Origin of the sequence: Actinomadura craniellae, assembly GCF_003289645.1 — a bacterium.
Taxonomy (GTDB): domain Bacteria; phylum Actinomycetota; class Actinomycetes; order Streptosporangiales; family Streptosporangiaceae; genus Actinomadura_D; species Actinomadura_D craniellae.
The window spans coordinates 392017-416403 of sequence record NZ_QLYX01000004.1 but is presented as its reverse complement, the minus strand read 5'-3'; the positions used below and the strand labels follow the sequence as shown (position 1 = coordinate 416403).

18 protein-coding genes are annotated in these 24387 nt (G+C 72.5%); 11 read left to right on the top strand and 7 right to left on the bottom strand.

The genetic code is table 11. The features are described from left to right. The first annotated feature begins 113 nt into the window (after positions 1-113). From DPM19_RS11560 to DPM19_RS11550, 3 genes are all read left to right on the top strand, one after another. Positions 114-2624, top strand: a complete 2511-nt coding sequence (locus tag DPM19_RS11560) for an ATP-dependent Clp protease ATP-binding subunit (RefSeq protein WP_111866032.1) — start codon at positions 114-116, stop codon at positions 2622-2624. Between the two features lie 119 nt (positions 2625-2743). Then, the gene (locus tag DPM19_RS11555) at positions 2744-3469 is read left to right on the top strand and encodes an EboA domain-containing protein (RefSeq protein ID WP_199484989.1); all 726 of its coding nucleotides are present in this window, start codon (positions 2744-2746) and stop codon (positions 3467-3469) included. 180 nt (positions 3470-3649) lie between these two features. Then, entirely contained in the window at positions 3650-4327 is a 678-nt protein-coding gene (locus DPM19_RS11550; RefSeq protein ID WP_111866029.1) for an ATP-binding protein, read from the top strand. Positions 4328-4334: 7 nt separating this feature from the next. Here the strand turns inward: DPM19_RS11550 and DPM19_RS11545 are convergent, their stop codons facing one another. The 3 genes from DPM19_RS11545 to DPM19_RS11535 form a co-directional block, all read right to left on the bottom strand. Next, a complete protein-coding gene (locus tag DPM19_RS11545) occupies positions 4335-6497 on the bottom strand; it encodes a hypothetical protein (protein WP_146778819.1) in 2163 nt (720 codons plus the stop codon). Then, positions 6494-10588 (bottom strand): caspase family protein, encoded by a 4095-nt coding sequence (locus DPM19_RS11540; RefSeq protein WP_111866023.1) that lies wholly within the window; start codon positions 10586-10588, stop codon positions 6494-6496. The genes DPM19_RS11545 and DPM19_RS11540 overlap by 4 nt, the downstream gene beginning before the upstream one ends. A 226-nt stretch (positions 10589-10814) precedes the next feature. Beyond that, on the bottom strand, positions 10815-11684 hold the full coding sequence (locus tag DPM19_RS11535) for an HhH-GPD family protein (protein ID WP_111866020.1): 870 nt from the start codon (positions 11682-11684) through the stop codon (positions 10815-10817). A 64-nt stretch (positions 11685-11748) separates the two neighbouring features. On the opposite strand from DPM19_RS11535, the gene DPM19_RS11530 reads away from it, so the two are divergent. Beyond that, entirely contained in the window at positions 11749-12399 is a 651-nt protein-coding gene (locus tag DPM19_RS11530) for a hypothetical protein (protein WP_111866017.1), read from the top strand. Positions 12400-12812: 413 nt separating this feature from the next. On the opposite strand, the gene disA is transcribed toward DPM19_RS11530, so the two are convergent. Continuing rightward, positions 12813-13895 carry a DNA integrity scanning diadenylate cyclase DisA gene (gene disA, locus DPM19_RS11525; RefSeq protein ID WP_111866014.1) on the bottom strand — a complete coding sequence of 361 codons (1083 nt, stop codon included), beginning with the start codon at positions 13893-13895 and terminating at the stop codon, positions 12813-12815. A gap of 113 nt (positions 13896-14008) precedes the next feature. Beyond that, positions 14009-15427: a DNA repair protein RadA gene (gene radA, locus DPM19_RS11520; RefSeq protein ID WP_111866011.1), complete on the bottom strand. Its 1419-nt coding sequence runs from the start codon at positions 15425-15427 to the stop codon at positions 14009-14011. Positions 15428-15859: 432 nt separating this feature from the next. Here radA and DPM19_RS11515 point away from each other — a divergent pair, with 432 nt between their 5' ends. Further along, positions 15860-16732: an SGNH/GDSL hydrolase family protein gene (locus DPM19_RS11515; RefSeq protein ID WP_111866009.1), complete on the top strand. Its 873-nt coding sequence runs from the start codon at positions 15860-15862 to the stop codon at positions 16730-16732. A gap of 194 nt (positions 16733-16926) precedes the next feature. On the opposite strand, the gene DPM19_RS11510 is transcribed toward DPM19_RS11515, so the two are convergent. Together DPM19_RS11510 and DPM19_RS11505 are read right to left on the bottom strand one after the other, a co-directional pair. Next, complete coding sequence (locus DPM19_RS11510; protein WP_111866006.1) at positions 16927-17979, bottom strand: alpha/beta fold hydrolase; 1053 nt, start codon at positions 17977-17979, stop codon at positions 16927-16929. Positions 17980-18054: 75 nt separating this feature from the next. Beyond that, a complete protein-coding gene (locus tag DPM19_RS11505; protein WP_111866004.1) occupies positions 18055-18753 on the bottom strand; it encodes a class I SAM-dependent methyltransferase in 699 nt (232 codons plus the stop codon). A 127-nt stretch (positions 18754-18880) separates the two neighbouring features. On the opposite strand from DPM19_RS11505, the gene DPM19_RS11500 reads away from it, so the two are divergent. From DPM19_RS11500 to DPM19_RS11475, 6 genes are all read left to right on the top strand, one after another. Next, positions 18881-19768 (top strand): sugar phosphate isomerase/epimerase family protein, encoded by an 888-nt coding sequence (locus tag DPM19_RS11500; RefSeq protein ID WP_111866001.1) that lies wholly within the window; start codon positions 18881-18883, stop codon positions 19766-19768. Further along, positions 19765-20361 (top strand): TetR/AcrR family transcriptional regulator, encoded by a 597-nt coding sequence (locus DPM19_RS36940; RefSeq protein ID WP_111865999.1) that lies wholly within the window; start codon positions 19765-19767, stop codon positions 20359-20361. Before DPM19_RS11500 ends, DPM19_RS36940 begins: the two co-directional genes overlap by 4 nt. 73 nt (positions 20362-20434) lie before the next feature. Further along, a complete protein-coding gene (locus tag DPM19_RS11490) occupies positions 20435-21145 on the top strand; it encodes an ABC transporter ATP-binding protein (protein WP_233510039.1) in 711 nt (236 codons plus the stop codon). Beyond that, a complete protein-coding gene (locus DPM19_RS11485; RefSeq protein ID WP_111865993.1) occupies positions 21142-21876 on the top strand; it encodes an ABC transporter permease in 735 nt (244 codons plus the stop codon). Before DPM19_RS11490 ends, DPM19_RS11485 begins: the two co-directional genes overlap by 4 nt. Before the next feature lie 41 nt (positions 21877-21917). Continuing rightward, positions 21918-23387, top strand: a complete 1470-nt coding sequence (locus tag DPM19_RS11480; protein ID WP_111865991.1) for an LCP family glycopolymer transferase — start codon at positions 21918-21920, stop codon at positions 23385-23387. A gap of 35 nt (positions 23388-23422) precedes the next feature. Then, positions 23423-24343 carry a proline dehydrogenase family protein gene (locus tag DPM19_RS11475; RefSeq protein WP_111865988.1) on the top strand — a complete coding sequence of 307 codons (921 nt, stop codon included), beginning with the start codon at positions 23423-23425 and terminating at the stop codon, positions 24341-24343. Positions 24344-24387 lie beyond the last annotated feature (44 nt).

Below are 24387 nucleotides of genomic sequence, written 5' to 3'. Positions count from 1 at the left end.
GAACGTCTCCTGGTGGGAGTGCACCGGGCGGCCTCCTCGGGGCGGGCTAGCATGCGGAAGGACAGGCCCGGACATACCGGTTCCTGCCCAACCGCTCTGTGAGGAGCGACGAGATGTTCGAGAGGTTTACCGACCGCGCGCGGCGCGTTGTCGTCCTGGCCCAGGAAGAGGCCAGGATGCTCAACCACAACTACATCGGCACCGAGCACATCCTCCTGGGTCTGATCCACGAGGGTGAAGGTGTCGCGGCCAAGGCGTTGGAGAGTCTGGGTATCAGCCTGGAGGCCGTGCGTCAGCAGGTCGAAGAGATCATTGGTCAGGGGCAGCAGGCGCCCTCGGGACACATCCCGTTCACTCCCCGGGCCAAGAAGGTGCTGGAGCTGTCGCTGCGTGAGGCGCTGCAGCTCGGCCACAACTACATCGGCACCGAGCACATCCTCCTGGGGTTGATCCGTGAGGGCGAGGGCGTGGCCGCCCAGGTGTTGGTGAAGTTGGGCGCCGACCTGAACCGGGTCCGCCAGCAGGTCATCCAGTTGCTCCACGGTTACCAGGGCAAGGAGCCGGCCGCGTCGGGTGGGCCGTCGGAGTCCGCTCCCTCCACGTCCCTCGTGCTCGACCAGTTCGGCCGCAACCTGACCCAGGCCGCCCGCGAAGGCAAGCTCGACCCGGTCATCGGCCGGGACAAGGAGATCGAGCGGGTCATGCAGGTCCTGTCGCGGCGGACCAAGAACAACCCGGTGCTGGTCGGAGAGCCCGGCGTCGGTAAAACCGCCGTGGTGGAGGGGCTGTCCCAGAAGATCGTCAAGGGCGAGGTGCCCGAGACGCTCAAGGACAAGCAGCTGTACACCCTCGACCTGGGCGCGCTGGTCGCCGGTTCCCGGTACCGCGGTGACTTCGAGGAACGGCTGAAGAAGGTCCTCAAGGAGATCCGCACCCGCGGCGACATCATCCTGTTCATCGACGAGCTGCACACGCTGGTCGGAGCGGGCGCCGCCGAGGGCGCGATCGACGCCGCCAGCATCCTCAAGCCGATGCTGGCCCGCGGCGAGCTGCAGACCATCGGCGCGACCACGCTCGACGAGTACCGCAAGCACCTGGAGAAGGACGCCGCGCTGGAGCGCCGCTTCCAGCCGATCCAGGTGGCCGAGCCGTCGCTGTCGCACACCATCGAGATCCTCAAGGGCCTGCGCGACCGGTACGAGGCGCACCACCGGGTCTCGATCACCGACGGCGCGCTGGTGGCCGCGGCGCAGCTGGCCGACCGGTACATCAGCGACCGGTTCCTGCCGGACAAGGCGATCGACCTGATCGACGAGGCCGGTTCCCGGATGCGCATCCGCCGGATGACCGCGCCGCCGGACCTGCGCGAGTACGACGAGCGCATCGCCGACGTGCGGCGTGAAAAGGAGTCCGCGATCGACGCGCAGGACTTCGAGAAGGCCGCCGCGCTGCGCGACAAGGAAAAGCAGCTGCTGGCCCAGAAGGCGCAGCGGGAGAAGGAATGGAAGGCCGGCGACATGGATGTCGTCGCCGAGGTCACCGAAGAGCTGATCGCCGAGGTTCTGGCGACGGCCACCGGCATTCCGGTCTTCAAGCTGACCGAGGAGGAGACCACGCGTCTGCTCCGTATGGAGGACGAGCTCCACAAGCGGGTCATCGGTCAGGAAGACGCCATCAAGGCGCTGTCGCAGTCCATTCGGCGCACCCGCGCCGGGTTGAAGGACCCCAAGCGGCCCGGTGGTTCGTTCATCTTTGCCGGCCCGTCCGGTGTCGGAAAGACCGAACTGTCCAAGACGCTGGCGGAGTTCCTGTTCGGTGACGAGGACGCGCTGATCCAACTCGACATGAGCGAGTTCATGGAGAAGCACACCGTCTCGCGGCTGTTCGGTTCCCCGCCCGGATACGTCGGCTACGAAGAAGGCGGGCAGCTGACCGAGAAGGTGCGCCGTAAGCCTTTCTCGGTGGTGCTGTTCGACGAGATCGAGAAGGCGCACCCGGACATCTTCAACTCGCTGCTGCAGATCCTGGAAGACGGTCGGCTGACCGACGCCCAGGGCCGGGTGGTCGACTTCAAGAACACCGTCATCATCATGACCACGAACCTGGGCACCCGGGACATCTCCAAGGGCCTGTCGCTGGGCTTCGCCCGGCAGAACGACACCCAGGGTGACTATGACCGGATGAAGGCCAAGGTCCAGGAAGAGCTCAAGCAGCACTTCCGGCCCGAGTTCCTCAACCGCGTCGACGACACCGTCGTCTTCCACCAGCTCACCCCCAAGGAGATCATCCAGATCGTCGACCTGATGATCGCCCGCGTCGACGAGCGGCTGCGCGACCGCGACATGGGCCTCGAGCTCCGCCAGGAGGCCAAGGACCTGCTGGCCGAGCGCGGCTACGACCCGGTGCTCGGCGCCCGGCCGCTGCGCCGGACGATCCAGCGGGAGATCGAGGACAACCTGTCCGAGAAGATCCTCTACAGCGAGCTGCGGGCCGGCCAGATCGTCATCGTCGGAGTCGAGGGCACCGGCGAGACGGCCAAGTTCACCTTCACCGGTGAGCCCAAGCCGTCCACCGTCCCCGACGCCCTTCCGGTCGAGGGCGCCGTCAAGTTCAACAAGGACTGACGGGCCCGTACGGAGCACGACCGAGGACCCGCACCGGATTTCCACCGGTGCGGGTCCTCGCGTTTCCGGGACCGCCAGGGTTCATGCGCGCGGGCCGGTCCACGGGGCATCCTGGCGGCATGGACGAGCTGTACGAGGCCCTGGACGGGGCGCTGGCGGACGGCGGCCGGCGCTGGCTCGACGAGGCGCTGACCTTCCTGTCCCTCGACCCCGGAGCGATCACCGAGCTGTTCCCGGCGACCGGGCTCAACTGCGGCCGGGCCCCGCTGGCCGGACCTCCCGGCTGGACGGCCGACGAGGCCGCCCGGACGGTCCTGCTGTGCGCGCTTCCCACCGACCGGCTGCGGCCGGCCGAGCTGTACCTGCGCGGCGGGACCGCCGAACGCCGGGCGATCCTCAAGGCGCTGCCCCACCTGATCGACCGCACGGCGGAGGGCGACGCCCGCACCGTGCTGGCGGGAATCGGCGCGGACCTGGTCGCGGCCGCCCTCGGCGACCCCGCGCTGGCGCCCGTGGCGCTCGGCGCCGTGGACGCGCTGGACGGCGCCGCGTACCGCCGGGCCGTCCTGGCCTGCGTCCGGGCCGGGGTGCCGCTGTCGGCCGTCCAGGGCCTGGAGCGGCGCGACGACCCCTTACTGGCCCGGGAGTTGGCCGCCCGCGCCCGCGACCTGGTCGTGGCGGGCCGCCGGGTGCCCCGGGAGCTGTGGTGCTTCGTCCAGCGGCATCCCGACGTCCTCCGCGACATCGCCGCGCTGCTGGCGCCCGGCCCGCCGGTCGAGGGTCGCCGGATGGCCTGGATAGCCCTCACCGAACGCATTGCGGTTCTCTCCACCAGGCGCGTTTGACCGTCCGGACTTGCCTGGTGTTGGCCGCAGATCTTTCCCCCTTTGACCTCCTCCCTTCGTGTCGGTGATTGACGGGTACGTTTCCGACGTTCTCCACATGCGGTGAGTGGCCGTGTGACGACCCGCTGAGCAGGGAAGACGAACTACCGAGCCCCCTGCCGGCCCGAGGAGAGTTACAGAGTGTCGATCGAGGCGCCCTCCATGCCGCTCAAGCGCGTCCGACTGCGCAACCGCCCGCAGGCGGCGTCCGTCGCCCGGCGCGACGCCGTCCTGACCGCCAGGGACTGGGGCGTGCCCGAGGACGTGATCGAACGGCTGGAAGTTTGCGTCAGCGAGATCGTCACCAACGCCCACCGGCACGCCGCACCACCGGACGGGTGCGTCTCCCACCCGCCCGCCGGCCGCGAGGAACCCGTCCCGGTCGGGCCCTGCCCCTGCGAGGGCGCCGACTACGGCGGCGCGCCGCTGGTGGAGTCGAAGCAGGCGTTCCCGGGCGGCGACCCCGGGCCGGCCCTGTGGGCGGAACGCGCGCTGCCGGACGGTCCCCTTCCGGCGGCGGTCCTCGACGAGCCGGCCGACGAGCGCCGCTGGGAGATCCCCGCCACCCGCGCCCTCACGGTGCGGGGCCGCGAGAACGGTGGCGAGCCACCCATCGTGATGGTCCTGGACCGGCGCGGCGACCGGCTGCGCGTCGAGGTGCGGGACGGCAGCCCCGTCCTGCCGCCCGGCCGGGTCGTCGGGGACGCGTACGGCGAGTCCGGCCGGGGCCTGTTCATCGTCGCGCACCTCGCCGACGGCCACGGCGTCCACCGCATCCCCACCGGCAAGAGCGTCTGGTTCGAACTCGTCGCCTGGTGAAACACGCTCAGGGAAAGCTCAGCAGGTCCGGGGGGATACCGGCGGCACGCAGGTACTCCAGTGCGATGGCGTTCATGGCCTGCGGGAGCACGTCCGACGGGCAGTGACCGAGCACCGCGACGGCCAGCGCGGGTGGCACCGGATCTCGCAGGATCGCGCGGGCGGCGTCGGGGAACAGGAAGTTGCCGTGGGCGGCGCGTAGCAGCACCTGGTACTTCTTCACCTGGGCTTCGACGTCGTCGGGGAACAGGGACTCGATCACCCAGCTCAGGTGTCCGTGCTCGGCCAGCGCCTCCCGGACGGCCTTCTGGTTCTCCCGGTTTGCCTTGTTTGCTTCGTCCGCCGAGGCCCGGATCTCGCCGAGGAGGAACTCGGCGAGCGCGAGGTCGGCGGGATGGCAGGTGGCGGCGGCCGCCAGCAGGTCGGTGAGGGGAACGCCGTCGAACGCGCCGTGCAACGCGCTCCACCGCACGCCCTGGTGCAACGCGGCCCGTCCCAGCGCCAGCCTGGCCGGCAGGCCCTCGGCGAGATCGGCCAGCGTGCGCCACGGCGGCTCGGCCATGGCCGAGCCCAGTTCCTCGACGGCGGCGTCCATCTCGCCGGCGGGGAGCCGGTCGTAGCCCAGCCGGAGAGCCGTTTCGAGCCACTCGGACCCGGCCGGGGGATACCGGTCCAGCGAGGAGAGCAGACCGGTGGCCAGCAGTACCTCCCGGTAGCGCGACCGCTCCCCGGCGGAAAGGGTACGGCGGCCCAGCGCCAGAAAGCAGGAGCCGACCACGCCCGGCAGGTCGGCGCACTGCTCGACGGCGCGCAGGATCTCGTGTGCGGGACCGCCCGCCAGCACGCGATCCATGAACCGGTCGTCCCGGAGCAGCCCGAGGGGGAGCGCCGAGCGGAGGACCCCGGCCGTCCCCGGCGCGCGTACCTCCCAGGGCCACTCCGCCCACCTGTCGAACGCGGCGCGCATGTCGTCGTCGTCCGGGGGGCCCAGGGAGCGGGCGATGTCGGAGGTCGGGGACGGTCCGCCGGCCATGCCCCTGGCGAGGACTTCACGCCTGAGGGCGCGGATGAGCTCCGGGACCCCGGGACGGCGGGCGAACTCGGCGGCGAGCTCGGCCACCTGCTGATCGGTGGCGTCGCGGAACCGTTCCCGGAGTTCCTGCGCGGTATGCGAGGCGAAGGAACGGGCGGCGAGTCGTTCCCCGGGCTTGTCGGAAAGAAGCGTTTCGCCGCCGGCCGGCTCGTGGTGCTCCGCGGCCGCCCAAGCCAGGAACTCTTGCCTGGACGAGAGGGGTGCCTGCGGCGGAGTGCGCCCGCCCTCCAGCAAGGCGACGATGACCGGGGCCGCCTCGCGAACGGCCGGGCCGGCCGTGGATGCGGTCAGTTCACGGCGTGCGTGCCCGGCCAACTGCAGGAGAAGCGCAGATGCTCCTTCCCTCTCAGTGGAGACGAGCAGGCGGGGTTCGTCAGGGGAGTGCAGCACCCGACCGTTGACGAGCAGGCTCCACGGTTCCCGGCCGGCCGTTCCGGCGAGCAGCGAGACCAGGCCGTGCACGAGCACCAGAGGATCGTCCACGGAGCTCAGGTCGGCGGAGAACAGCGCGTCGGGGTCTTCCAGGACTTCGGCGACGAAGCGGATCAGCGTCTCCCTGTACTCGGGCAGCCTCGCGGTGAGACGAGCGTTCCCGTCCTGGGCGAACTGGTGGAGCATCCTGACGTCGACGGCGGGCAGTAACTCGGCGGGGACTGGAACGCCAGGGGGCACCCACGCAGACCAGTCGGCCAGTCCTGTCGCCAACCATGCGGCGGAACACTCGATGGGCGACTGCGCGGGCAGCAGCAGTACATGGAGAAGCCAGGAGGGCCGGCCGGAGTAATCGGGTTCTTCCACGCATCGGAGGACGATGTCCCGGGCGCCGGGCTCGTTTCCCGTGGGCAACCCGCCGAGGGCGGGCCCGGTACCGGATGAAGAGCCGTAGCCCAGCGGCGCGACGAAGTCACCGCTTCTCAACCGGATGGACCAGGCCAACGTCTCCTGCGGGGTGAGGGAGGAGGCGACCGGGCCCATGCCTCCCCGGCCGGGGCCGCCCAGGGACTCCAACGACGAGCGGAACACGATCTGGTCGACCCTGCGCTCCGGACCGACCCTGGGGCCGGAAGGCCCGCTCATCGAGGAGCGCCCGGGCCGCGGAAGCAGATCACCTCGGTGCCGGTGTCGGCCAGCAGGTGCCCGTCGGGGGTGACGGCGAGGGCCCGGACCGGTCCGGGCAGCGGGAGCGCGTCGAGTTGCCGGCGGTCGGCGGGGTCCCAGATCCGGATGGTCGCGTCCTCGCCTCCGCTGAACACCAGTGGCCGGCCGCCGGGCGCGGCCGCGGTGACGGCGGTGACGGCGCCCTGGTGCCGATGGCCGGGATCGGCGGTGAGGTCCCCGGCGGGGGCGCGCCAGCGCAGCGTGCCACCGTCGCCGGGAACGACCTGCACGACCATCTCGCCGCCGCGCACCAGGACCGGTGGTTCCGCGCGGTCGAAGGCGGCGGTCTGAACGGGCGGGCCCTGCTCCGGTTCCCACAGCCAGCCGGTGCCGTCGCTCGCGAGCAGGACCGTGCGCCCGGCGCCCGGGGCGGTCCTGCACTCCACCACCCGGCGGCCGGCCGGTAGTTCCGCCGAGTACCGGATCTCTCCCGACCGGGTGTCGCGGGCGACCACCTCGCCGTCGGAGTGCGCCAGCAGGGCGAGGGACGGCCCGAGCGGTCCGAGCAGGGCCGGCCGGGCGGGCCCCGGGGACGATCGGGTGACCCGCCCCCCGTAGTCGCCGCCGACCACCACCGAGCGGCCCGCGACCTCGGCGAGGGCCACCGCGGGGACGGAGGCGGGCCCGGGGGCGTGCCGGGCGATCTCCCGGCGGGTGTCGAGGTCCCAGACGCGCACGGTTCCGTCCCCGCCGCCGGCCACGATGACGGGACGCCCGTCGAGGTGCCCGGCCGCCAGGGACATGACGGGCCGGGGACCGGGCAGCGGCAGGCCGGCCGGGGCGCCGGTGGCGAGGTCCCACAGCCGTACCGCCCCGTCCGCGCCGCCGGCCACGATGATCGGGCGCCCGCCCGGAGCCGCCACGGTGACGGCGAACACCGGTGCGGGGGTGCGCAGCGGCTCGCCCAGTGGTTCCTTGGCGGCCAGATCCCAGCGCCGCACCGTGCCGTCGCCGCCCCCGGTGACGGCCACCGGCAGGTCCTGGATCCAGTGGACCGCCACCCCGAACACCGGCCCCGAGTGCCCGACCTGGAACCCGGGTGACACCACGGTCGGCGGGACGAGGAATCCCGGGTTCCAGAACTGGGTGGTCCGGACGAGGGAGTCGGCCCCGACCGAGAGGGCGATCAGCGCGTTGGCGAACAGTTCGTCGGCGGCCTTCGTGCAGGCGACCCCGTAGGCGGGCCCCTCGTGGACGGTATAGGCGGGCCCCATCTGGTCGCGGGCCGCCAGGTCCAGGGCCCGTACCGTGCCGTCGGCCTCGCCGGTCACGGCGATGGGACGCCCCCGGTGGAGGCGCAGGGCCACCGCGTACACCGGTGCCCTGGCGGTGTGCAGGGGTGGACCGAGCTGCTGCAGGGTGGCCAGGTCGTGGATGCGCACGGTGTGGTCGGCGCCGCCGGTGACCGCGATCGGCCGGTCGTCGAGCGAGCCGACGGCCAGCGCGTACACCGGCCCGTCGTGCCCCGGCACGCCCTGGGTCGGCGGCGCGGCGGTCGGGAGCGCGGCAGGGCGCCGCCACACGTGGCGCGGCTGCCAGGGGAGCGGCCGGCCGCCCGGCGGGTTGGCGACGCGTTCGGCCAGCCGGACGTCCCCGGCTCGGGCGGCGCGCAGCGCGAGGTGGTGGCGCGGGTCCCCGGCGGGGCCGGCGTCGGCCACGGCGCGGCGGTGGGCGCGCAGCATCGGCCACGAGTCGGGCCGGTCGGCGTGGCAGGCGGGGTCGGCGTGCAGCAGGAACTCCGGGTCGTCGAGCAGGGCGCCCGGGTCGCCGGCGGCGTCGGCGTGGTGCAGGGCGTGCCGCAGCAGGTACGGTTCGGCGGCGCTCCAGTCGCGGGCGCCGGGCGGGCCGAGCGCCGCCAGCAGCGCGGGCAGGACCGCTCCGGCGTCGTCCCGCTCCGCGAGATGGTCGGCCAGGCCCTGGTGGAAGAGCCGGTAGAGGACGGTCCCGTCGGTGTCGACGGCCCGGCGCAGGTAGAACCGGCCGGCGTCCAGCGCGTCCCGCACCTGCGCACCGGACAGGGGCCGACCCGGGCGAGGGCGCTGCCCGTCCCGTGCCTGCGAGCCGGCCCGGACCACGTTCCCTCCGGTGCCAGGCGAACGCGGGGGAAGGCGCTGTCCGTCCTGTGCCTGCGGGTCGGGTAGGGAGTTCCCGGCCAGCGCTCCGGCCACCCGGGCGATCACCGAGACGGGCATGCCCTGCCCCTGGGCGAACGCCAGTGCTGTCAGGACGGGCCGTAGCGGGCGGTCGCCGGCCTGGGCGTCCAGGTCGAGTTCGAACACCTCGGGCAGGCTCCGCGGCACCGCGGCGCCGAGCCGTTCGGCCTCCGCCGGGTCGTCCAGCGGCGGGTCGGTGTGCGTGGTCACGAAGTGCCGGGTGTACAGGCCGGCCACCAGGAAGCCGCCCCACTCGCGTTCCCGGGCCAGCACCTGGGCCGACTCGTGGGCGAAGGCGCCCTGCACGGCGCCGCGCGGCCGGTACAGGGGCGTGGCCCGGAGCAGTTCCAGGACGTACCGGTTGAGGTCGTCCTCCAGCACGTCCGTCGGGATGTCGTCGAGGTCGGTGATCGCGGCGGCCGCGAGCAGGGGCGCGTACTCGGGATAGCGGCGGGTGCCGACCAGCAGCCGGGCGGTGGCGCCCCGCTCCGTGCGGTCCGCGGCCAGCGGCAACAGCAGGTGATTCATCAGGGCCGTCCCGTCCTCGGCCTCGTCGAGCGCGTCGAGCACCAGGACGGGGGGCACGGGGAGATCGCGCATCGCGGCGATCAGCCTGGCCGGGTCACCGGGGGGCGGCAGGCCGAGCTGGCGGGCGATCGACGCGGTGACCTCGTCCAGGGTCCGGCGCCGGGCGTGGATGGCGGCGAGCTGCCCGGGGTGCAGGGGGTCGGGCAGGTGGGTGGCGCGGTTCCAGAGCGGCTTGGTGGGCGCGTGCAGCCGGGGATGGGCCGCGCAGACGAGGACGCCGAGCAGGGCGGACTTGCCCGCACCGGGGCTGCCGGTGAGCACCGCCAGCGTGCCCCGGTCGAAGAAGTTGATCCACCGCGACAGCTGCTGGAGTTGCCGGTCACGGCCGGTGAAGCAGCCGGCGATCAGGTCCGGCTCGGACTCGGGGGCACCGACTCCCGTCATCCAGTGGATGAAGCGCCGGGCGCTCAGCCGGGCGGGATCGAACTCGCCGAGCACCCCGGTGCCCGCCGCCCGGTCGATGAAGTGCCGGGCGTCCAGGCCCTCGTCCAGGTCGTCGAGGAAGGGCAGTACCCCGGGGTCGAGCCCGCGGCGCAGCTCCGCGCGGGGCAACCCGGCGCGGTACGCCGGGTTGGGGAAGAACGGCAGGTCGGAGTCGGCGGAGATGTCCACCAGGCTGCCGGTCACCTGCTGCCCGAAACCGTCGGCCTCGGTCGCCAGCCGGTTGACCTCGCGGCGCACCGCCTGCGCGACCGTCGCCAGCGGGACGTGCTCCAGGGCCGGATCGACGGCCAGCCCGCGCAGGTCGCGCAGCACGTTGATCAGCGCCCGGGTGAACCGGCCGTCGTAGGCGGCCTCGTCGCCCTGGCAGGCGGCCAGTACCCGGCTCCTGCCGCTCCCGCCCGACTGCCAGGGCAGCCGGGCCAACCGGCCGGCGTGACACAGGTCGAGGAGGAAGAGGGTGGGCGGGCCGTCGGCCCGGTCTTCGATCTCCTTGAGCCAGCTCTCCACGTCGTTCTCGCGGGAGACGGCGCCGTCCGCGCCGAGCAGGTAGACGCCGTCGCTGCGGCCGCGGTGCCCATGGCTGATCACGTGCACCACCGCCACGTCCGCCGGCGCGGCGAGCCCGCCGAGCACGGCCCGGCCGAGCTCGGCGGAGGGCAGGTCACGGTGGCCGCCGGGGGCGGGGTCGAAGCCCAGCGCCTCGAACGTCGCGGTCAGCTCGCGGACGAGTTCGGGCACGAACGGCAACTCCACCAGCCCCCCGGCGAAGGTCCGCACCCCATGACTGGCCGCCCGCCGCCGGACCGCGGGTCTTTCCTCCGCCACCGGCCCCTCCTCGCCGTCCGCGATCGCCCCTGCCGCCGAGTAAACCCGATCCGTCCCGGACGGCTGCGGCGTTTTCCGCTATCGGACAGCCGGGTGCGGGCAGCCCGGGGGTGAGCGGGTGGCGGAGCGGCGCGACCTCCCGTCCCGGAGGCCGTTCGCCGGGACCAGGTGCGGGTCCGCCGGGACGGGCGTCCAGGCGTCCGCGGGCCGGAACAGCCGGCCGGGATCAGGAGGGTAGGGCGTAGCGGCCGTCGTCCAGGGGGTCCACGAGGCCGTCCGCGATCAGGGCGTCGAGGGCGCGTTCGCGCTGGACGGGTTCGGACCAGACGACGTCGAGGGCCGCCTTCTCGACCGGGCCGTCGGCGTGCCGGAGCACGGCGAGCAGGCGCCCCCGGCACTGCCGGTCGGTGCCCGCGTAGCGCTGGCCGCGCCGGGCCGGGCCCGCGTACGCCGGGCGGCCGGCCGCCTGCCAGGCGCAGCCGGCGAGCACCGGGCAGTCGACGCAGCGCGGGGCGCGGGCCGTGCAGACCAGGGCGCCCAGTTCCATCACCGCGACGGACCAGGTGGCGGCCGTCGGCGGGTCGAGGGGCAGCAGCGACTCGGCGAGCGTGACCTCGCCGACCGTCTGGGACCGGGGCGGGTACTCCTCGGCCGAGACCAGCCGGGCCAGTACCCGGCGCACGTTGGTGTCCAGCACCGCGTGCCGCTGCCGGAAGGCGAAGCTCGCCACCGCGGCGGCCGTGTACGCCCCGATCCCGGGCAGTTCCAGCAGCGCGGCGTGGGAGGAGGGGACCTCACCGTCGTGCCGCTCCACGATCGCGCAGGCCGAGGCGTGCAACCGTAGCGCCCGGCGCGGGTAGCCCAGCCGGTCCCAGGCGCGGACGGCCTCGCCGGACGGTTCGGCGGCGAGCGCGGCGGGCGTCGGCCAGCGCTCCAGCCAGCGCTCCCAGGCCGGCAGCACCCGGACGACGGGGGTCTGCTGCAGCATGATCTCGCTGACCAGCACTCCCCAGGGGGTCGCCTCCGGGCGCCGCCACGGGAGGTCGCGGGCGTGTTCGGCGTACCAGTCGAGGATCGGCTCGGCGAAACGGTTCATCGGTGCCCACTATTCCACGGCGGGTCTCGAGGCCCCGAGAAGATCCAAAAAGCATACTGTCTGCATGCATTCGGACGCGGAGGGTGACGACGAGGGGATCGGGCTGGACGCCTACTGGCGCCGCCGGGTCCTCGTCCTGGGCGGGGTGCTGGCCGGCGTGGGGGTGCTGGCCTGGGCGTGCTCCCACGGCGAGGACCGCAGGCCGGTGAGCGGCGCGGCCGCGTCGGCCTCCCCGGCCGCGAGCGCTTCGGCCGTGCCCACCGCGATGCCCACCATCACCGCCACCGTCACCGCCCGGGTCACCGTGACCCCGGCGGCGCCGCGGCGGAACGGCGACGCCTGCGACCCCAAGGACGTGGTGGTCGGTCTGGCGCCCACCAAGGGCTCCTACGGCGGCAAGGACCGGCCCGTCTTCCGGCTCACCGTCGTGAACACCGGCGCCCGCTCCTGCACCTACGGGGTCGGGCCCCGGGAACTGGAGCTGCGGGTGACCTCGGGATCGGACCGGGTGTGGTCGTCCGCGCACTGCGCCGGCGGGCCGGCCTCGACGCTCCAGCTGCTGCGCCGCGGCATACCGCACATCACCGAGACGACCTGGGACCGCCGCCGCTCCTCGGACGGCTGCCCCGGCGGCCGTTCCACCGCCCGGCCCGGCACGTACGTCGTCACGGTCAAGGGCGCCAAGGTCCCCAAGCAGGTCTTCCGCCTCACCTGAGCCGTGCTTCGGCGCGGGCCGGGTTCCGACGGTTTTGGTTCGCTCGGGCGGGGCCCGGCCGCCCTGACGGGGCATGCCTTGCCTGCGCCGGTGTTCGTGGAGGATCAGTGGTGCTCTGGCACCACTGATCCTCCACGAACACCGGGCACGGGGCCGGAAGCCGGCGTTGGTGTACCGCGGGGCTTGTGGCCTCACCTTGAGACAGGCCCTGGCGCAAGGAGCGGATACAAGCTGCTCCTTCAGCATCCGTGGCGCCATGGCGCCACGGATGCTGAAGGATCACCCGCTGAGAGCGCATGCAGCCGTGATCCTTCAGCTTTCGCGGCGCTCTAACGCCCTGGATACTGAAGGATCATGGTGTCGGGGTGGAGGCAGGTGGGCGTGCCGGGCGTCGGAAGGGCGCCCGGTGGCGGTCAGACGTAGCGTTCGAGGATCGAGGACTCGGCAAGGCGGGACAGGCCCTCGCGGACGCTGCGGGCACGGGACTCGCCGACGCCGCCGACCGCCTGCAAGTCGTCGATGCCGGCGGCGAGCAACTTCTGCAGCCCGCCGAAATGCTCGACCAGCCGCTCGACCACCAGCGCGGGCAGCCGCGGCACCTTGGCCAGCAGCCGGTAACCCTTGGGACTGACCGGCAGGTCGAGGGCGTCCGGGCCGGCGAAACCCAGCACGTCGGCCACGGTGGGCAGGTCGAGCAACTCGGTGGCCGACAACCCGTCCAGCGCGGTCAGCACCTCCTCGACGCCGTGCCGCCGCGCGTCACCGGGCCAGTAGTCGCGGACGATCAGCTCCCGGTCGCGGTCGACGCCCGAGACCAACTCGTCCAGTTGCAGCGACAGCAGCCGCCCATCGGTACCCAGTTCGACGACGTACCCCTCGATCTCGTCGTCGATCCGGCGCACCATCTCCAGCCGCTGCGCCACCGCGCTGACGTCGCGGACCGTGACCAGGTCCTCGATCTCCAGCGCCGACAGCGTGCCGGAGACCTCGTCCAGCCGCAGCTTGTAGCGTTCTAGCGTGGCCAGGGCCTGGTTGGCCTTGGACAGGATCGTCGCGGAGTCCTCCAGCACGTAGCGGACGCCGTCCAGATACAGCGCGATGATGCGCATCGACTGGCTGACCGAGATCACCGGGCAGCCGGTCTGCCGGGCCACCCGCTCCGCGGTGCGGTGCCGGGTGCCGGACTCCTCGGTGGGAATGGTGGAGTCGGGCACCAGGTGCACGGCCGCCCGGACGATCCGCGTGTGGGTGCTGTCGAGGACGATCGCGCCGTCCATCTTGGCCAGCTCCCGCAACCGCGTCGCGGAGAATTCCACGTCGAGCTCGAAGCCCCCGCTGCAGAGCTCCTCGACGGCCTTGTCGTGGCCGAGCACGATCAGCCCGCCGGTGTGCCCCCGCAGAATGCGCTCCAGGCCATCGCGAATCGCGGTGCCCGGAGCCACCGCTGCCAGGGTGGCGCGGCGACGTTCGTCATGACCCTTTTCCTGTACTGGCACGAGACCCCCGGAGGTCGCTGGACGGCGCTCAGTTTACCGAGGAGCCCTTTCAGCAGGCTCCGCTGCGGACCTAAGGGCGGCTTAAGGGCGGCTTGCCCCGGCCGGTCGGGTGCTCAGGAAGCCGTGAAGGCCACCTGCAACGCTTGATTCAAACTGTCCACCTCACGCACTGTCATCCCCTCGAACGAGACCGGGCCACGCGCCCCGTTGCGCTTCAGCGCGGTCGTCTCACCCAGCTCCAGCGAACCCCGCGGCACCACCGCGTAGTCGAAGCCCAACCGGGACGCCTCGGCCAGCCGCCGCTGCACCCCCGGCACGGTGCGCACCTCGCCCGCCAGGCCCACCTCGCCCAGCGCGATCACGTTGCCCGACATGGACTGCTCCACCGTCGAACCCGCCACCGCCAGTGCCACCGCCAGGTCGACCGAGGTCTCGGTCAGCCGCACCCCGCCCACCGTGGAGACATAGACGTCCTGCTCGTGCATCGAGATCTTGCAGCGCTGGGCCAGCACCGCCAGCACCATCGACACCCGGGGCGAATCCAGGCCCGACGTGGCCCGGCGCGGGCTCGGCAGGAACGACTTCGCCACCAGCGCCTGCACCTCGGCCACCAGCGGACGGCGCCCCTCCAGGGTCACCGTCACGCACGTGCCCGGCACCGGCTCCTCCCGGCGGCTGAGGAACAACCCGCTCGGGTCGGGCAGCCCCACGATGCCGACCTCCGACAGGTCGAAACAGCCCAGCTCGTCCGTCGGCCCGTACCGGTTCTTCACCGCGCGAATCATGCGGAGCCGGCTGTGCCGGTCACCTTCAAAGTACAAGACCACGTCCACCAGGTGCTCCAGCAGCCGCGGCCCCGCGATCGCCCCCTCCTTGGTGACATGGCCGACCAGCACCGTCGTGATGCCGCGCTCCTTGGACACCCGGATCAGGTTCGCGGTGACCTCGCGGATCTGGGTCACCCCGCCCGGCGCCCCGTCCACCTCGGCCGTGCCGATCGTCTGGATCGAATCGACCACCAGCAACTTCGGCTCGACCGCGTCGACATGCCCCAACAACGCCGACAACTCGGTCTCGGCGGCGAGATACAGGCCCTCGGTCACCGCGCCCACCCGGTCGGCGCGCAACCGCACCTGCTCGGCCGACTCCTCACCCGTGACGTACAGCACCGAGCCGCCCCGCTCACCCGACCGGGCCGCCGACGCCAGCGCCGCCACCTCCAGCAACAGGGTCGACTTGCCGATGCCCGGCTCGCCCGCCAGCAGCACCACCGCGCCCGGCACCAGCCCGCCGCCCAGCACCCGGTCGAGCTCGTCCAGCCCCGTCGGCCGGGTCTGCGCCGACCGCACGTCCACCTGGCCGATCGGCCGCGCCGGGGTGCTCACCGGCCCGGCCGAGACCACCCGGGGCGGGGCCGCGGCACCGGCCTCGGCGACGGTGCCCCAGGTCTGGCACTCGCCGCAGCGACCCACCCACTTGGAGGTCTGCCACCCGCACTCGGAGCAGCGGTAGGCGGTCTTCGTCTTAGCCATAGGAAGGAGAGTAGGGGGAGGGTCGGACAGTGCTGGCTTGGCTCGCTTCGCTCGCTTGTCGCGGCGCCTTCGGCGCGCCGTCTTCCCTCGTCGCGGTGAAGATCGTTCGTTCCTCACGATCTTCACCGCTCCTCAGTCCAGACGGCGCGGGCGCCGCTCCCTTTTCGCCTCGCTTCGCATCGGCACCCATCTCGTCCTTTTCGAATGGGCGTGAGGGTGTGGGGGGTGTGGGAGGCGGAGTGTGGGGCGGGGGCGTGCGGAGGCGGGGTGTGGGGTGGGGGCGTGGTGGGGCTTGTGGTGTCAGTGTGACGTTCGGTAAGGGAAGTGTGGCCTGCGGTGGTGGGCCTTTTCGTTGACGGGGGCCCGGGTGGGGGCCTGTGCTTGGGGGGCCGCGGGCGGGGTTTCGCGGGTGGGTGGAGAGGGAGCGGGCGGATGAGGCGTGCCGTCTGGGTGGCCGGGGTTGTGCTGGCGGCGGTGTTCGGGCCGGTGGGGGCGACGAGTGCCGAGGCCGAGGGGGTGGTGGGTGAGTACGTGGCGATGGGGGATTCGTTCACGGCGGGGCCGTTGATCCCCGAGCAGCGGGGGGCGCCGGTGGGGTGTCTGCGGTCCAGCGGGAACTATCCGTCGCTGGTCGCGCGGGAACTGCGGGTGGGGCGGCTGGTCGACGTGAGTTGTAGCGGGGCGCGGACGTCGCACATGACGCAGCCGCAGAGCGTGCTGTTCGGGCGGAACCGGCCGCAACTGGACGCACTCGGCCCGGGGACCTCGCTCGTCACGGTGGGGATCGGGGGGAACGACGTGGGGTTCAGCGATCTCGCCGTGGGGTGCGGGGTGCTGAGCCTGCGGAATCCGGCGGGGGCTCCCTGCGCGGCCCAGTACGGTGCGGGGCTGGAGCAGCGGGTGACACAGACCGCGCCGAAGGTCGCGGCGGTGCTCGGGGAGATCCGGCGCCGCGCGCCGCGGGCCCGGGTACTCGTGGTGGGTTACCTGCGGCTGCTGCCTCCCGAACGGGGATGCTGGCCGTTCGTCCCGGTAGCCCGGGGTGACGTGCCCTACCTGGAGGGGCTGCACCGATCCTTGAACCGGATGCTCGCCGAGCAGGCACGCGCGCACGGCGCCGGGTTCGTGGACGTCTACACCGACGGGAAGGGCCGCGACATGTGCGCCCCGGCCGGACAGCGGTGGGTGGAGGGCATCCTGCTGAACTCCCGGGCCGCCCCGATCCACCCCAACGCCCGAGGGATGCAAGCCGTCGCAACCCGCGTCACCACCGCCGTCCGGGAACCGACCACCGTCACACGTTGACCGGCCAGGCGAGTTGAACGGGCCGGCAAAAGGACGAGATGGGCGCCGATGCGCAGCGAGGCGAAAAGGGAGCGGCGCCCGCGTCGTCTGGACTGAGGAGTGGTGAAGATCGTGAGGTACGAGCGATCTTCACCACGACGAGGGAAGACGGCGCGCCGAAGGCGCCGCGACAAGCGCGAGGAACGAGCGCCAAGCTAACAGAGCTCTTTGCGGGTGTGTTCTACGAGGTCGGTGAGGTGGGTGGAGACTGCGCCGGGGCGTTCCATCATGGCCATGTGGCCGGAGCCGGGGATGGTCTCGAACCGGGCCGATGGTAGGCAGTCGGCGATTCGGGCGCTGTGTGAGAGGGGGGTGAGGGCGTCCTTCTCGGCACCGATGATCAGCACGTCGGCGGCGCTGAGGGCCGTGCAGTCGCTGATCGACTCGTTCGTGATCATTGAGCGGAAGAAGTCGAGCAGCGCTTCCATCCGGGTCTCGGCCATCATCTCCTCGGCGAATCGCACGGCGGTGGGGCTGGCCTCGGGGCCGAATGCGATCAGGTCTTCCACCAGCACGGCGCCGTCCCGGCCGAGGTGCCGGACCCGCTCGATGAGGCCGGCTCCGGCGCCGGCCGCGCGCAGCGTGCGGGGGAGGAGCCGCTGGGTGAGCCGGGCCAGCAGGGCGGGCATGCCCAGGGTCACCTGGTTCAGCCCGCCCGACGAGGTGCATACCAGTGCGGCCGCGCGCACCCGGCGGCCGATCTCCGCGGGGTACAGGTCGGCGTACTTCATGATCGTCATTCCGCCCATGGAGTGGCCGACCAGGATCACGGGTGTCCCCTTGGGCACGGTCTGCTCGATCACCGCGGCGAGGTCGTGGCCGAGTAGCGGGACGTCGTTGCCGAGCCGGTCGCCGGGGTCGGAGCGGCCGTGGCCGCGCTGGTCCCAGAACACTAGCCGGCCGAGGCCGCGCAGTGCCCGGCGCTGGAAGTGCCAGGAGTCCTGGGTGAGCGTCCAGCCGTGCGAGAAGACGATGGCGAGGTCGGTGCGGTCGGGGTCGTCGATCTCGGCGTACAGCCGGGTGCCGTCGGTGGCGCGGACCTGGACCGGCTGCCCGCGCAGCGAGCCGAACGGTTCGCCGGCGTACGGGTCGGGTCGTAGCCGGAGCCGGTGGACGGCGTTGCGCTGGAGCGCCAGGCCGGCGCCCGCGGCGCCGGCGGCTCCCGCCCCGACGGCGGTGGCGGTGAGGATTCTGCGACCCGTGCCCATGACGCGACCTCCGAAGTCCCAATTCGACGGGGCGTACAGTATGCCGCTCGCTACCGATCGGTAATAGAGACGAACTCAATAGTTCCGGTGCCAGAGATTGATCGCGTAGTCCACTTCCAGACCGGGGTGCTCGGCCAGGAACGCCTCGGCCAGTTCGGCGGGGAACTCGATGCGGAGCACGGCGGCCAGGTCGGCCCGGCGCTCGAACAGCCAGCGGATCAGCAGCGGCTCGCGGGTGAAGCCGTGCCGGGCCCAGAACCGCTCCACCTTGCCGGGGTTGTAGTCGGGCAGCCAGCGCCGGAACCATCCGCCGAACGTCGACCGGGTGGCGTCGTTGTCGATCAGGAACGCGGTACCGCCCCGCCGCAGCACCCGGGCGAGTTCGGCCAGCCCGGGCTCGCAGCCGGGACCGAAGAAGTAGGCCCAGCGGGCGTGCACCACGTCGACCGAGGCGTCCGGCAGGGGCAGCGCCTGCGCGGCGCCGTCCCGGACGGTCACGTTCGTGAGATGCGCCACTCTGCGCCGCGCTGCCGCGGCCAGGCCGGAATGCGGCTCGACCCCGACCACCCGGGTCGCCTCCCGGGCGAAGAGCGGCAGGTGGAAGCCGGTTCCGCAGCCCAGGTCGAGCACGTTCGCACCCGCCCAGGGGTGGAGCCGGCGCATGGTCGCCTCGATCAGCCCGTCGGGGTCGACGGCCCGGTTCTCCACCTCGTACACCTGCGGGGAGTTCCAGATGTTGGGGCTCGGCACGGCCCCGCGCACGACATCGGCCACGGTGGCCGATGGTAGCCGGAGTGCTCGTAAGCTGGAGGGATGTCCCAACCGGGCATCACTTTCGGCTAATACCGCATAGGCTTTCAGACATCAAGTAACCGCCCGGCGACACTATGGCGAGGGAGCCTTGACCGCGCAGTACAACGGCACCGTTCCACCGGGGCTCCGGTTGCCGGACGCCTCGGTCACCCTCTCGACGGCGTCGGTTTATCCCGAGAAGGTGCCGAGCGCCTTCGAGATGGCGGCCCTGCTGGGGTACGACGGCATCGAGGTGATGGTCGCGACCGATGCCGGTTCCCAGGACCTGAACGTCCTCCGGCGGCTCTCCGAGTACCACCAGGTGCCGATCAAGTCGATCCACGCGCCCTGCCTGCTGCTCACCCAGCGGGTCTGGGGCCGCGACCCCTGGGGCAAGCTGGTGCGTTCCAAGGAGGTCGCGGAGGAACTGGGCGCCGAGGTGGTCGTGGTGCACCCGCCGTTCCGCTGGCAGCGCGACTACGCCCGCGAGTTCACCAAGGGCCTGGCCCGCATGCAGGAGGAGACCGACGTCATGTTCGCGGTGGAGAACATGTTCCCGGTCAAGGCCCGCGCCGCCGAGGTGGGCATGTACGCCCCCGACTGGAACCCGGTCGACCAGGACTTCCCGTACGTCACGCTCGACACCTCGCACACCGCGGTGTCGGGCTCGGACCCGCTGGAGATGGCCACGCAACTGGGCGACCGGCTGCGGCACATCCACCTCGCCGACGGCGTTGGCGTCCCCAACAAGGACGAGCATCTCGTGCCGGGCCGGGGCAACCAGCCCTGCGCCGAGATGCTGGAGCGGCTGGCCGTCGAGGGATTCGGCGGCCACGTCGTGCTGGAGGTCAACACCCGCCGGGCGGCCGACCGGTCCGACCGGATGGCCGACCTCGCCGAGGCGCTGGCCTTCACCCGGCTGCACCTGGCCGCGCCCGACCACACGTGGGAGGTCACTCCGGGCGGTGAGGTGTCGCGGCGGAGTGCCCGCCGATGAAGTCTGAGCCGGACGTCCGGCAGACCCGCCGCCCGGGCCGCCGGCCCGGGCCCACCGAGACCCGCGCGGCGATCCTGGCGGCGGCGCGCGAGCTGTTCGCCGAGAAGGGGTACGACGGCACCTCGCTGCGCGCGATCGCCCGCGCCGCGGGCTGCGACCCCGCGCTGGTGCATCACTTCTTCGGCAACAAGGAGGGCGTCTTCACCACCGCCATGCAGTTCCCGGTGACGCCCGCCGACGTCCTGCCGCGCCTGCTGGAGGCGCCGCCCGACCAACTGGGCGAGACGCTGGTGCGGATCTTCCTGGAGATCTGGCGGGACGAGGAGCGCCGGGCACCGGTCATCGCCATGGTGCGCTCGGCCATGACCAACGAGCAGGCCGCGACGCTGATGCGCGAGTTCATCACCACCGCGTTGCTCCGCCGGGTCGCCGCGGCGCGCGGAACCTCGCTGCTGCGGGCCGAGGCGGCGGTGGGCCAGATGGTCGGCGTGGCCATCCTGCGCTATGTGATCAAGACGGAGCCGGTCGCGTCCGCCAGTGAGGAGGAGCTGGTCGAGCTCCTGGCCCCGGTGATCCAGCACTATCTGGGCTGAACTCCCATGAGATCCCCTTGACGGGGTCTTTGCGTCCACTTAAATTCAACACATGATGAGTTCTGCTCCGGCGGTGAGCGTACGAGGGCTGCGCGTCGACCGCGGCGGACGGCCGGTGCTCCGGGGGCTGGACTTCGACGTCCCCCGCGGTGCCGTGCTGGGGCTGCTGGGTCCGAGCGGCTGCGGCAAGACGACCCTGATCAGGTCCATCGTGGGCGTCCAGATGGTCCGCGGCGGCACGGTGACCGTGCTGGGCCGGCCGGCAGGCGACCCCGAACTGCGCCGGCTGGTCGGCTACGCCACGCAGCAGCCCGCCGTCTACACCGACCTGACCGTCGCCGAGAACCTGCGCTACTTCGGCTCGGTGCTGGGCGCCTCCCGGCACGACGCCGACCGGGTGATCGCCCAGGTGGGGCTGGCCGACCAGCGCGGGCAGCTCGTCGGCACCCTGTCGGGCGGCCAGTTGTCCCGGGCCAGCCTCGCCGTGGCGCTGCTCGGCGGTCCCGAGCTGGTGGTGCTGGACGAGCCCACGGTCGGGCTCGACCCGCTGCTCCGGCAGGAGCTGTGGGGGCTGTTCCACGAGCTGGCGGCCGGCGGCGTCACCCTGATCGTCTCCAGCCACGTGATGGACGAGGCGAGCCGGTGCGACCGGCTGCTGCTGATGCGCGAGGGCGACATCCTGGCCGACGCCGCCCCTGCCGCGCTGCGCGCCCGCACCGGCCGCCAGGACCTCGAACAGGCCTTCCTGCACCTGATCTCCGAGCGCGAGGGAGCACCCGCGTGAACCTGCGGATCACCCTGGCGACGACGCGGCGCATCCTGACGCAGCTGCGGCACGACCACCGTACGGTCGGCCTGCTGGTCGGCGTGCCCACCGTGCTGATGGTCCTGCTGCGATACGTGATCGAGCAGCCCGCGATCTTCGATCGGCTCGGCCCGCTGCTGCTGGGCGTCTTCCCGTTCGTCGTGATGTTCATCGTGACGAGCGTCGGCACGCTGCGGGAACGCACCGGCGGCACCCTGGAGCGGCTGATGACCATGCCGCTCGGCAAGCTCGACCTGCTGCTGGGGTACGCGCTGGCCTTCGGGCTGCTGGCGGTGGTCCAGGTCGCGGTGGCCGCCACGATCTCGATGATCTGGCTCGGCCTGGACCTGGCCGGCCCGGTGGGGATGCTGCTCCTGGTGGCCGTGCTCAACGCGCTGCTCGGCATGGCCCTCGGGCTGTTCGCCAGCGCGTTCGCCCGGACGGAGTTCCAGGCCGTGCAGTTCATGCCCGCCTTCATCCTGCCGCAGGTGCTGCTGTGCGGGCTGTTCGTGCCGCGCGAGCAGATGGCGCCCGTGCTGGAGCAGATCTCGGTGGTGCTCCCGCTGACCTACGCGGTCGACGCCATGGTCGAGCTCACGCGCACCGCCGAGGTCACCGGCACGCTCGCGCGCGACATGTCGGTCGTCGCGGGTTGCACGCTCCTGGCCCTCGTGCTGGGTGCCGCCACGCTGCGCCGCCGCACGCCCTGACCGCGGGGGATCCAGCACCGGGGCTGGTAATTTGTTGCGCTATGAGCAAGCAGGACCTGCCGGCCAAGGCCGGTGCATCGGAAGGTCCCGCTGAGCCCACGGAGGCTGCGGAAGCCACCGAGGCCGCGCAGGCCGCCGACTCCGTAGAGCCCACCGAGCGCACAGAGGCCGTCGCGCCCACTGAGGCCGCAGAGGTCACGGAACCTGCTGAGGCCGGGGCGGGCACAGGGCCCGCCGAGCTCAAGGAGGCCAAAGAGGTCGCCGGGCCTGCTGAGGCCGCAGAGGTCACAGAACCTGCTGGGATCGGGGCGGGCACAGGGCCCGCCGAGCTCAAGGAGGCCAAAGAGGTCGCCGGGCCTGCTGAGGCCGCAGAGGTCACAGAACCTGCTGAGGCCGGGGCGGGCACAGGGCCCGCCGAGCCCCGCCCGGCGGAGGAGCCTCCCGCGGAGGCCGGCGAGGACGCCGCCGCGGCGGCCGATCCCGGCGAGGCCCCGGCCAGGAAGAAGACGCGCAGGCGGGGGCGGCGGGTGCTGCTCACCGTGCTGGCCGTCCTCCTGCTGGCGGTGATCGGGGCGGGCGCGCTGGTGTACGAGCGGCAGGCGTCCTACGACAGGAACGTCGACCGCATTCCCGGCGTGATGCCCACCAACACCGACCGGCCGAAGCCGAGCGCCGCCGGCTCGGAGAACTGGCTGCTGGTCGGTTTCGACGACGGGGCGGTGGAGGTCGGCCAGGGCGCCGACATCTCGAAGGTGCGGGGCCACCGCTCCGACACGCTGATCCTGCTGCACCTGCCCGCCGACCGGGAGAACGCCTACATCGTCTCGATTCCCCGCGACTCGTGGGTCGAGGTGCCCGGCCGCGGCCACCAGAAGATCAACGCGGCCTTCTCGTTCGGCGGTCCCGCGCTGCTCATCCGGACCGTCGAGAAGCTGACCGGCATCCGCGTCGACCACTACGGCGCGGTCGACTTCGGCGGTTTCCAGGCGATGACCGACGCGCTGGGCGGGGTGGACGTCACCATCGCCAAGACCGTGTACGACCCGGCCAACAACGTCACCTGGCGGGCCGGCCGGCAACATCTGAACGGGGAGCGGGCGCTGCTGTTCGTCCGGCAGCGGCAGAACCTGCCCAACGGCGACTTCGACCGCATCAAGCGGCAGCAGGCGTTCCTGCGCGCGCTGGCCAAGAAGGCGTCCGACGGCGGCACGATCTCCAACCCGATCAAGCTCAACCGGTTCCTCCGGGCGTTCACCAAGTCGATCAGCGTGGACGACTCCATGTCGTCCGGCGACCTGCGCTCCCTGGCGCTCGGCCTGCGCGGGCTGCGCCCGCAGGACGTGCAGTTCCTGACCGTGCCGAACAAGGGCCCGGCCATGCGCGGAGTGCAGAGCGTGGTCCTGCTCGACGAGGTCAGGGCCAGGGAGCTCTACACCGCCGTCCGCGGCGACGAGATGGCGGGTTATGTGCGGCGGAACGGCGGTACCAACAGCGTGGGCACCGTCTCTTAGCGGCCCCGGGCGACCGCGGGAAAACGGAGGGAACATTGCTGCGTCAGGTCCTGTTGGCAGCCGCGCGGAGCGACGGCGTCCGCAGGGCGGTGGAGACGGCGCCCTACACCCGGGGAGTGGTGCGCCGGTTCGTGGCCGGCGAGACGCTGAACGACGCCCTGGACGTCACCCGGACGCTGACCGGCGACCGGCTGCTCGTCACCCTCGACCACCTGGGCGAGGGCACCCGGGACCCCGGCCAGGCCGAGACGGTCGTCAAGGGCTACACGGACCTGCTGGAACGGCTGGCGGCGGCCGGCCAGAGCGCGCGGGCCGAGGTGTCGGTCAAGCTGACCGCGCTCGGCCAGGCGCTCGACGAGGACCTCGCCACGGCGAACGCCCGCCGGATCTGCGCCGCGGCCCGCGCGGCGGGCACCACGGTCACGCTGGACATGGAGGACCACACCACGGTCGCGTCCACCCTGCGCGTGCTGGCCGCCCTGCGCCGGGACCACCCGGAGACCGGCGCGGTCGTCCAGGCGTACCTGCGCCGGGCCGAGGAGTACTGCGGCGAGCTGGCCGGCGCCGGATCCCGGGTGCGGCTGTGCAAGGGCGCCTACGCCGCCCCGGAGTCCGTGGCCTTCACCGACCGCGCCGAGATCGACAAGTCGTTCGTGCGCTGCACCCGGGTGCTGATGGCCGGCCGGGGCTACCCGATGCTGGCCACGCACGACCCGCGGCTGATCGAGATCGGTGGCGCGCTGGCCCTGCTCAACGACCGGGGCCCGGACGACTTCGAGTACCAGATGCTGTACGGCGTCCGCCCGGTCGAGCAGCGCAGGCTGGCGGCCGGCGGTGCCCGGGTGCGGGTCTACGTGCCCTACGGTCGGGAATGGTACGGCTACCTGATGCGCAGGCTGGCCGAGCGTCCCGCCAACCTGGCGTTCTTCCTGCGCGCCCTGGCCGGCCGGTCCTGACATCCGCGGGCCCGCCACTAGGGTGGGTGCGCTGTCCGTATCCC

What these genes read in the sequence shown, in the direction of transcription:
- DPM19_RS11560 (WP_111866032.1), top strand. Translation starts at nt 114, where the DNA reads ATGTTCGAGAGGTTTACCGACCGCGCGCGGCGCGTTGTCGTCCTGGCC.
- DPM19_RS11555 (WP_199484989.1), top strand. Translation starts at nt 2,744, where the DNA reads ATGGACGAGCTGTACGAGGCCCTGGACGGGGCGCTGGCGGACGGCGGC.
- DPM19_RS11545 (WP_146778819.1), bottom strand. Translation starts at nt 6,497, where the DNA reads ATGAGCGGGCCTTCCGGCCCCAGGGTCGGTCCGGAGCGCAGGGTCGAC.
- DPM19_RS11535 (WP_111866020.1), bottom strand. Translation starts at nt 11,684, where the DNA reads ATGAACCGTTTCGCCGAGCCGATCCTCGACTGGTACGCCGAACACGCC.
- DPM19_RS11530 (WP_111866017.1), top strand. Translation starts at nt 11,749, where the DNA reads ATGCATTCGGACGCGGAGGGTGACGACGAGGGGATCGGGCTGGACGCC.
- radA (WP_111866011.1), bottom strand. Translation starts at nt 15,427, where the DNA reads ATGGCTAAGACGAAGACCGCCTACCGCTGCTCCGAGTGCGGGTGGCAG.
- DPM19_RS11515 (WP_111866009.1), top strand. Translation starts at nt 15,860, where the DNA reads ATGAGGCGTGCCGTCTGGGTGGCCGGGGTTGTGCTGGCGGCGGTGTTC.
- DPM19_RS11510 (WP_111866006.1), bottom strand. Translation starts at nt 17,979, where the DNA reads ATGGGCACGGGTCGCAGAATCCTCACCGCCACCGCCGTCGGGGCGGGA.
- DPM19_RS36940 (WP_111865999.1), top strand. Translation starts at nt 19,765, where the DNA reads ATGAAGTCTGAGCCGGACGTCCGGCAGACCCGCCGCCCGGGCCGCCGG.
- DPM19_RS11480 (WP_111865991.1), top strand. Translation starts at nt 21,918, where the DNA reads ATGAGCAAGCAGGACCTGCCGGCCAAGGCCGGTGCATCGGAAGGTCCC.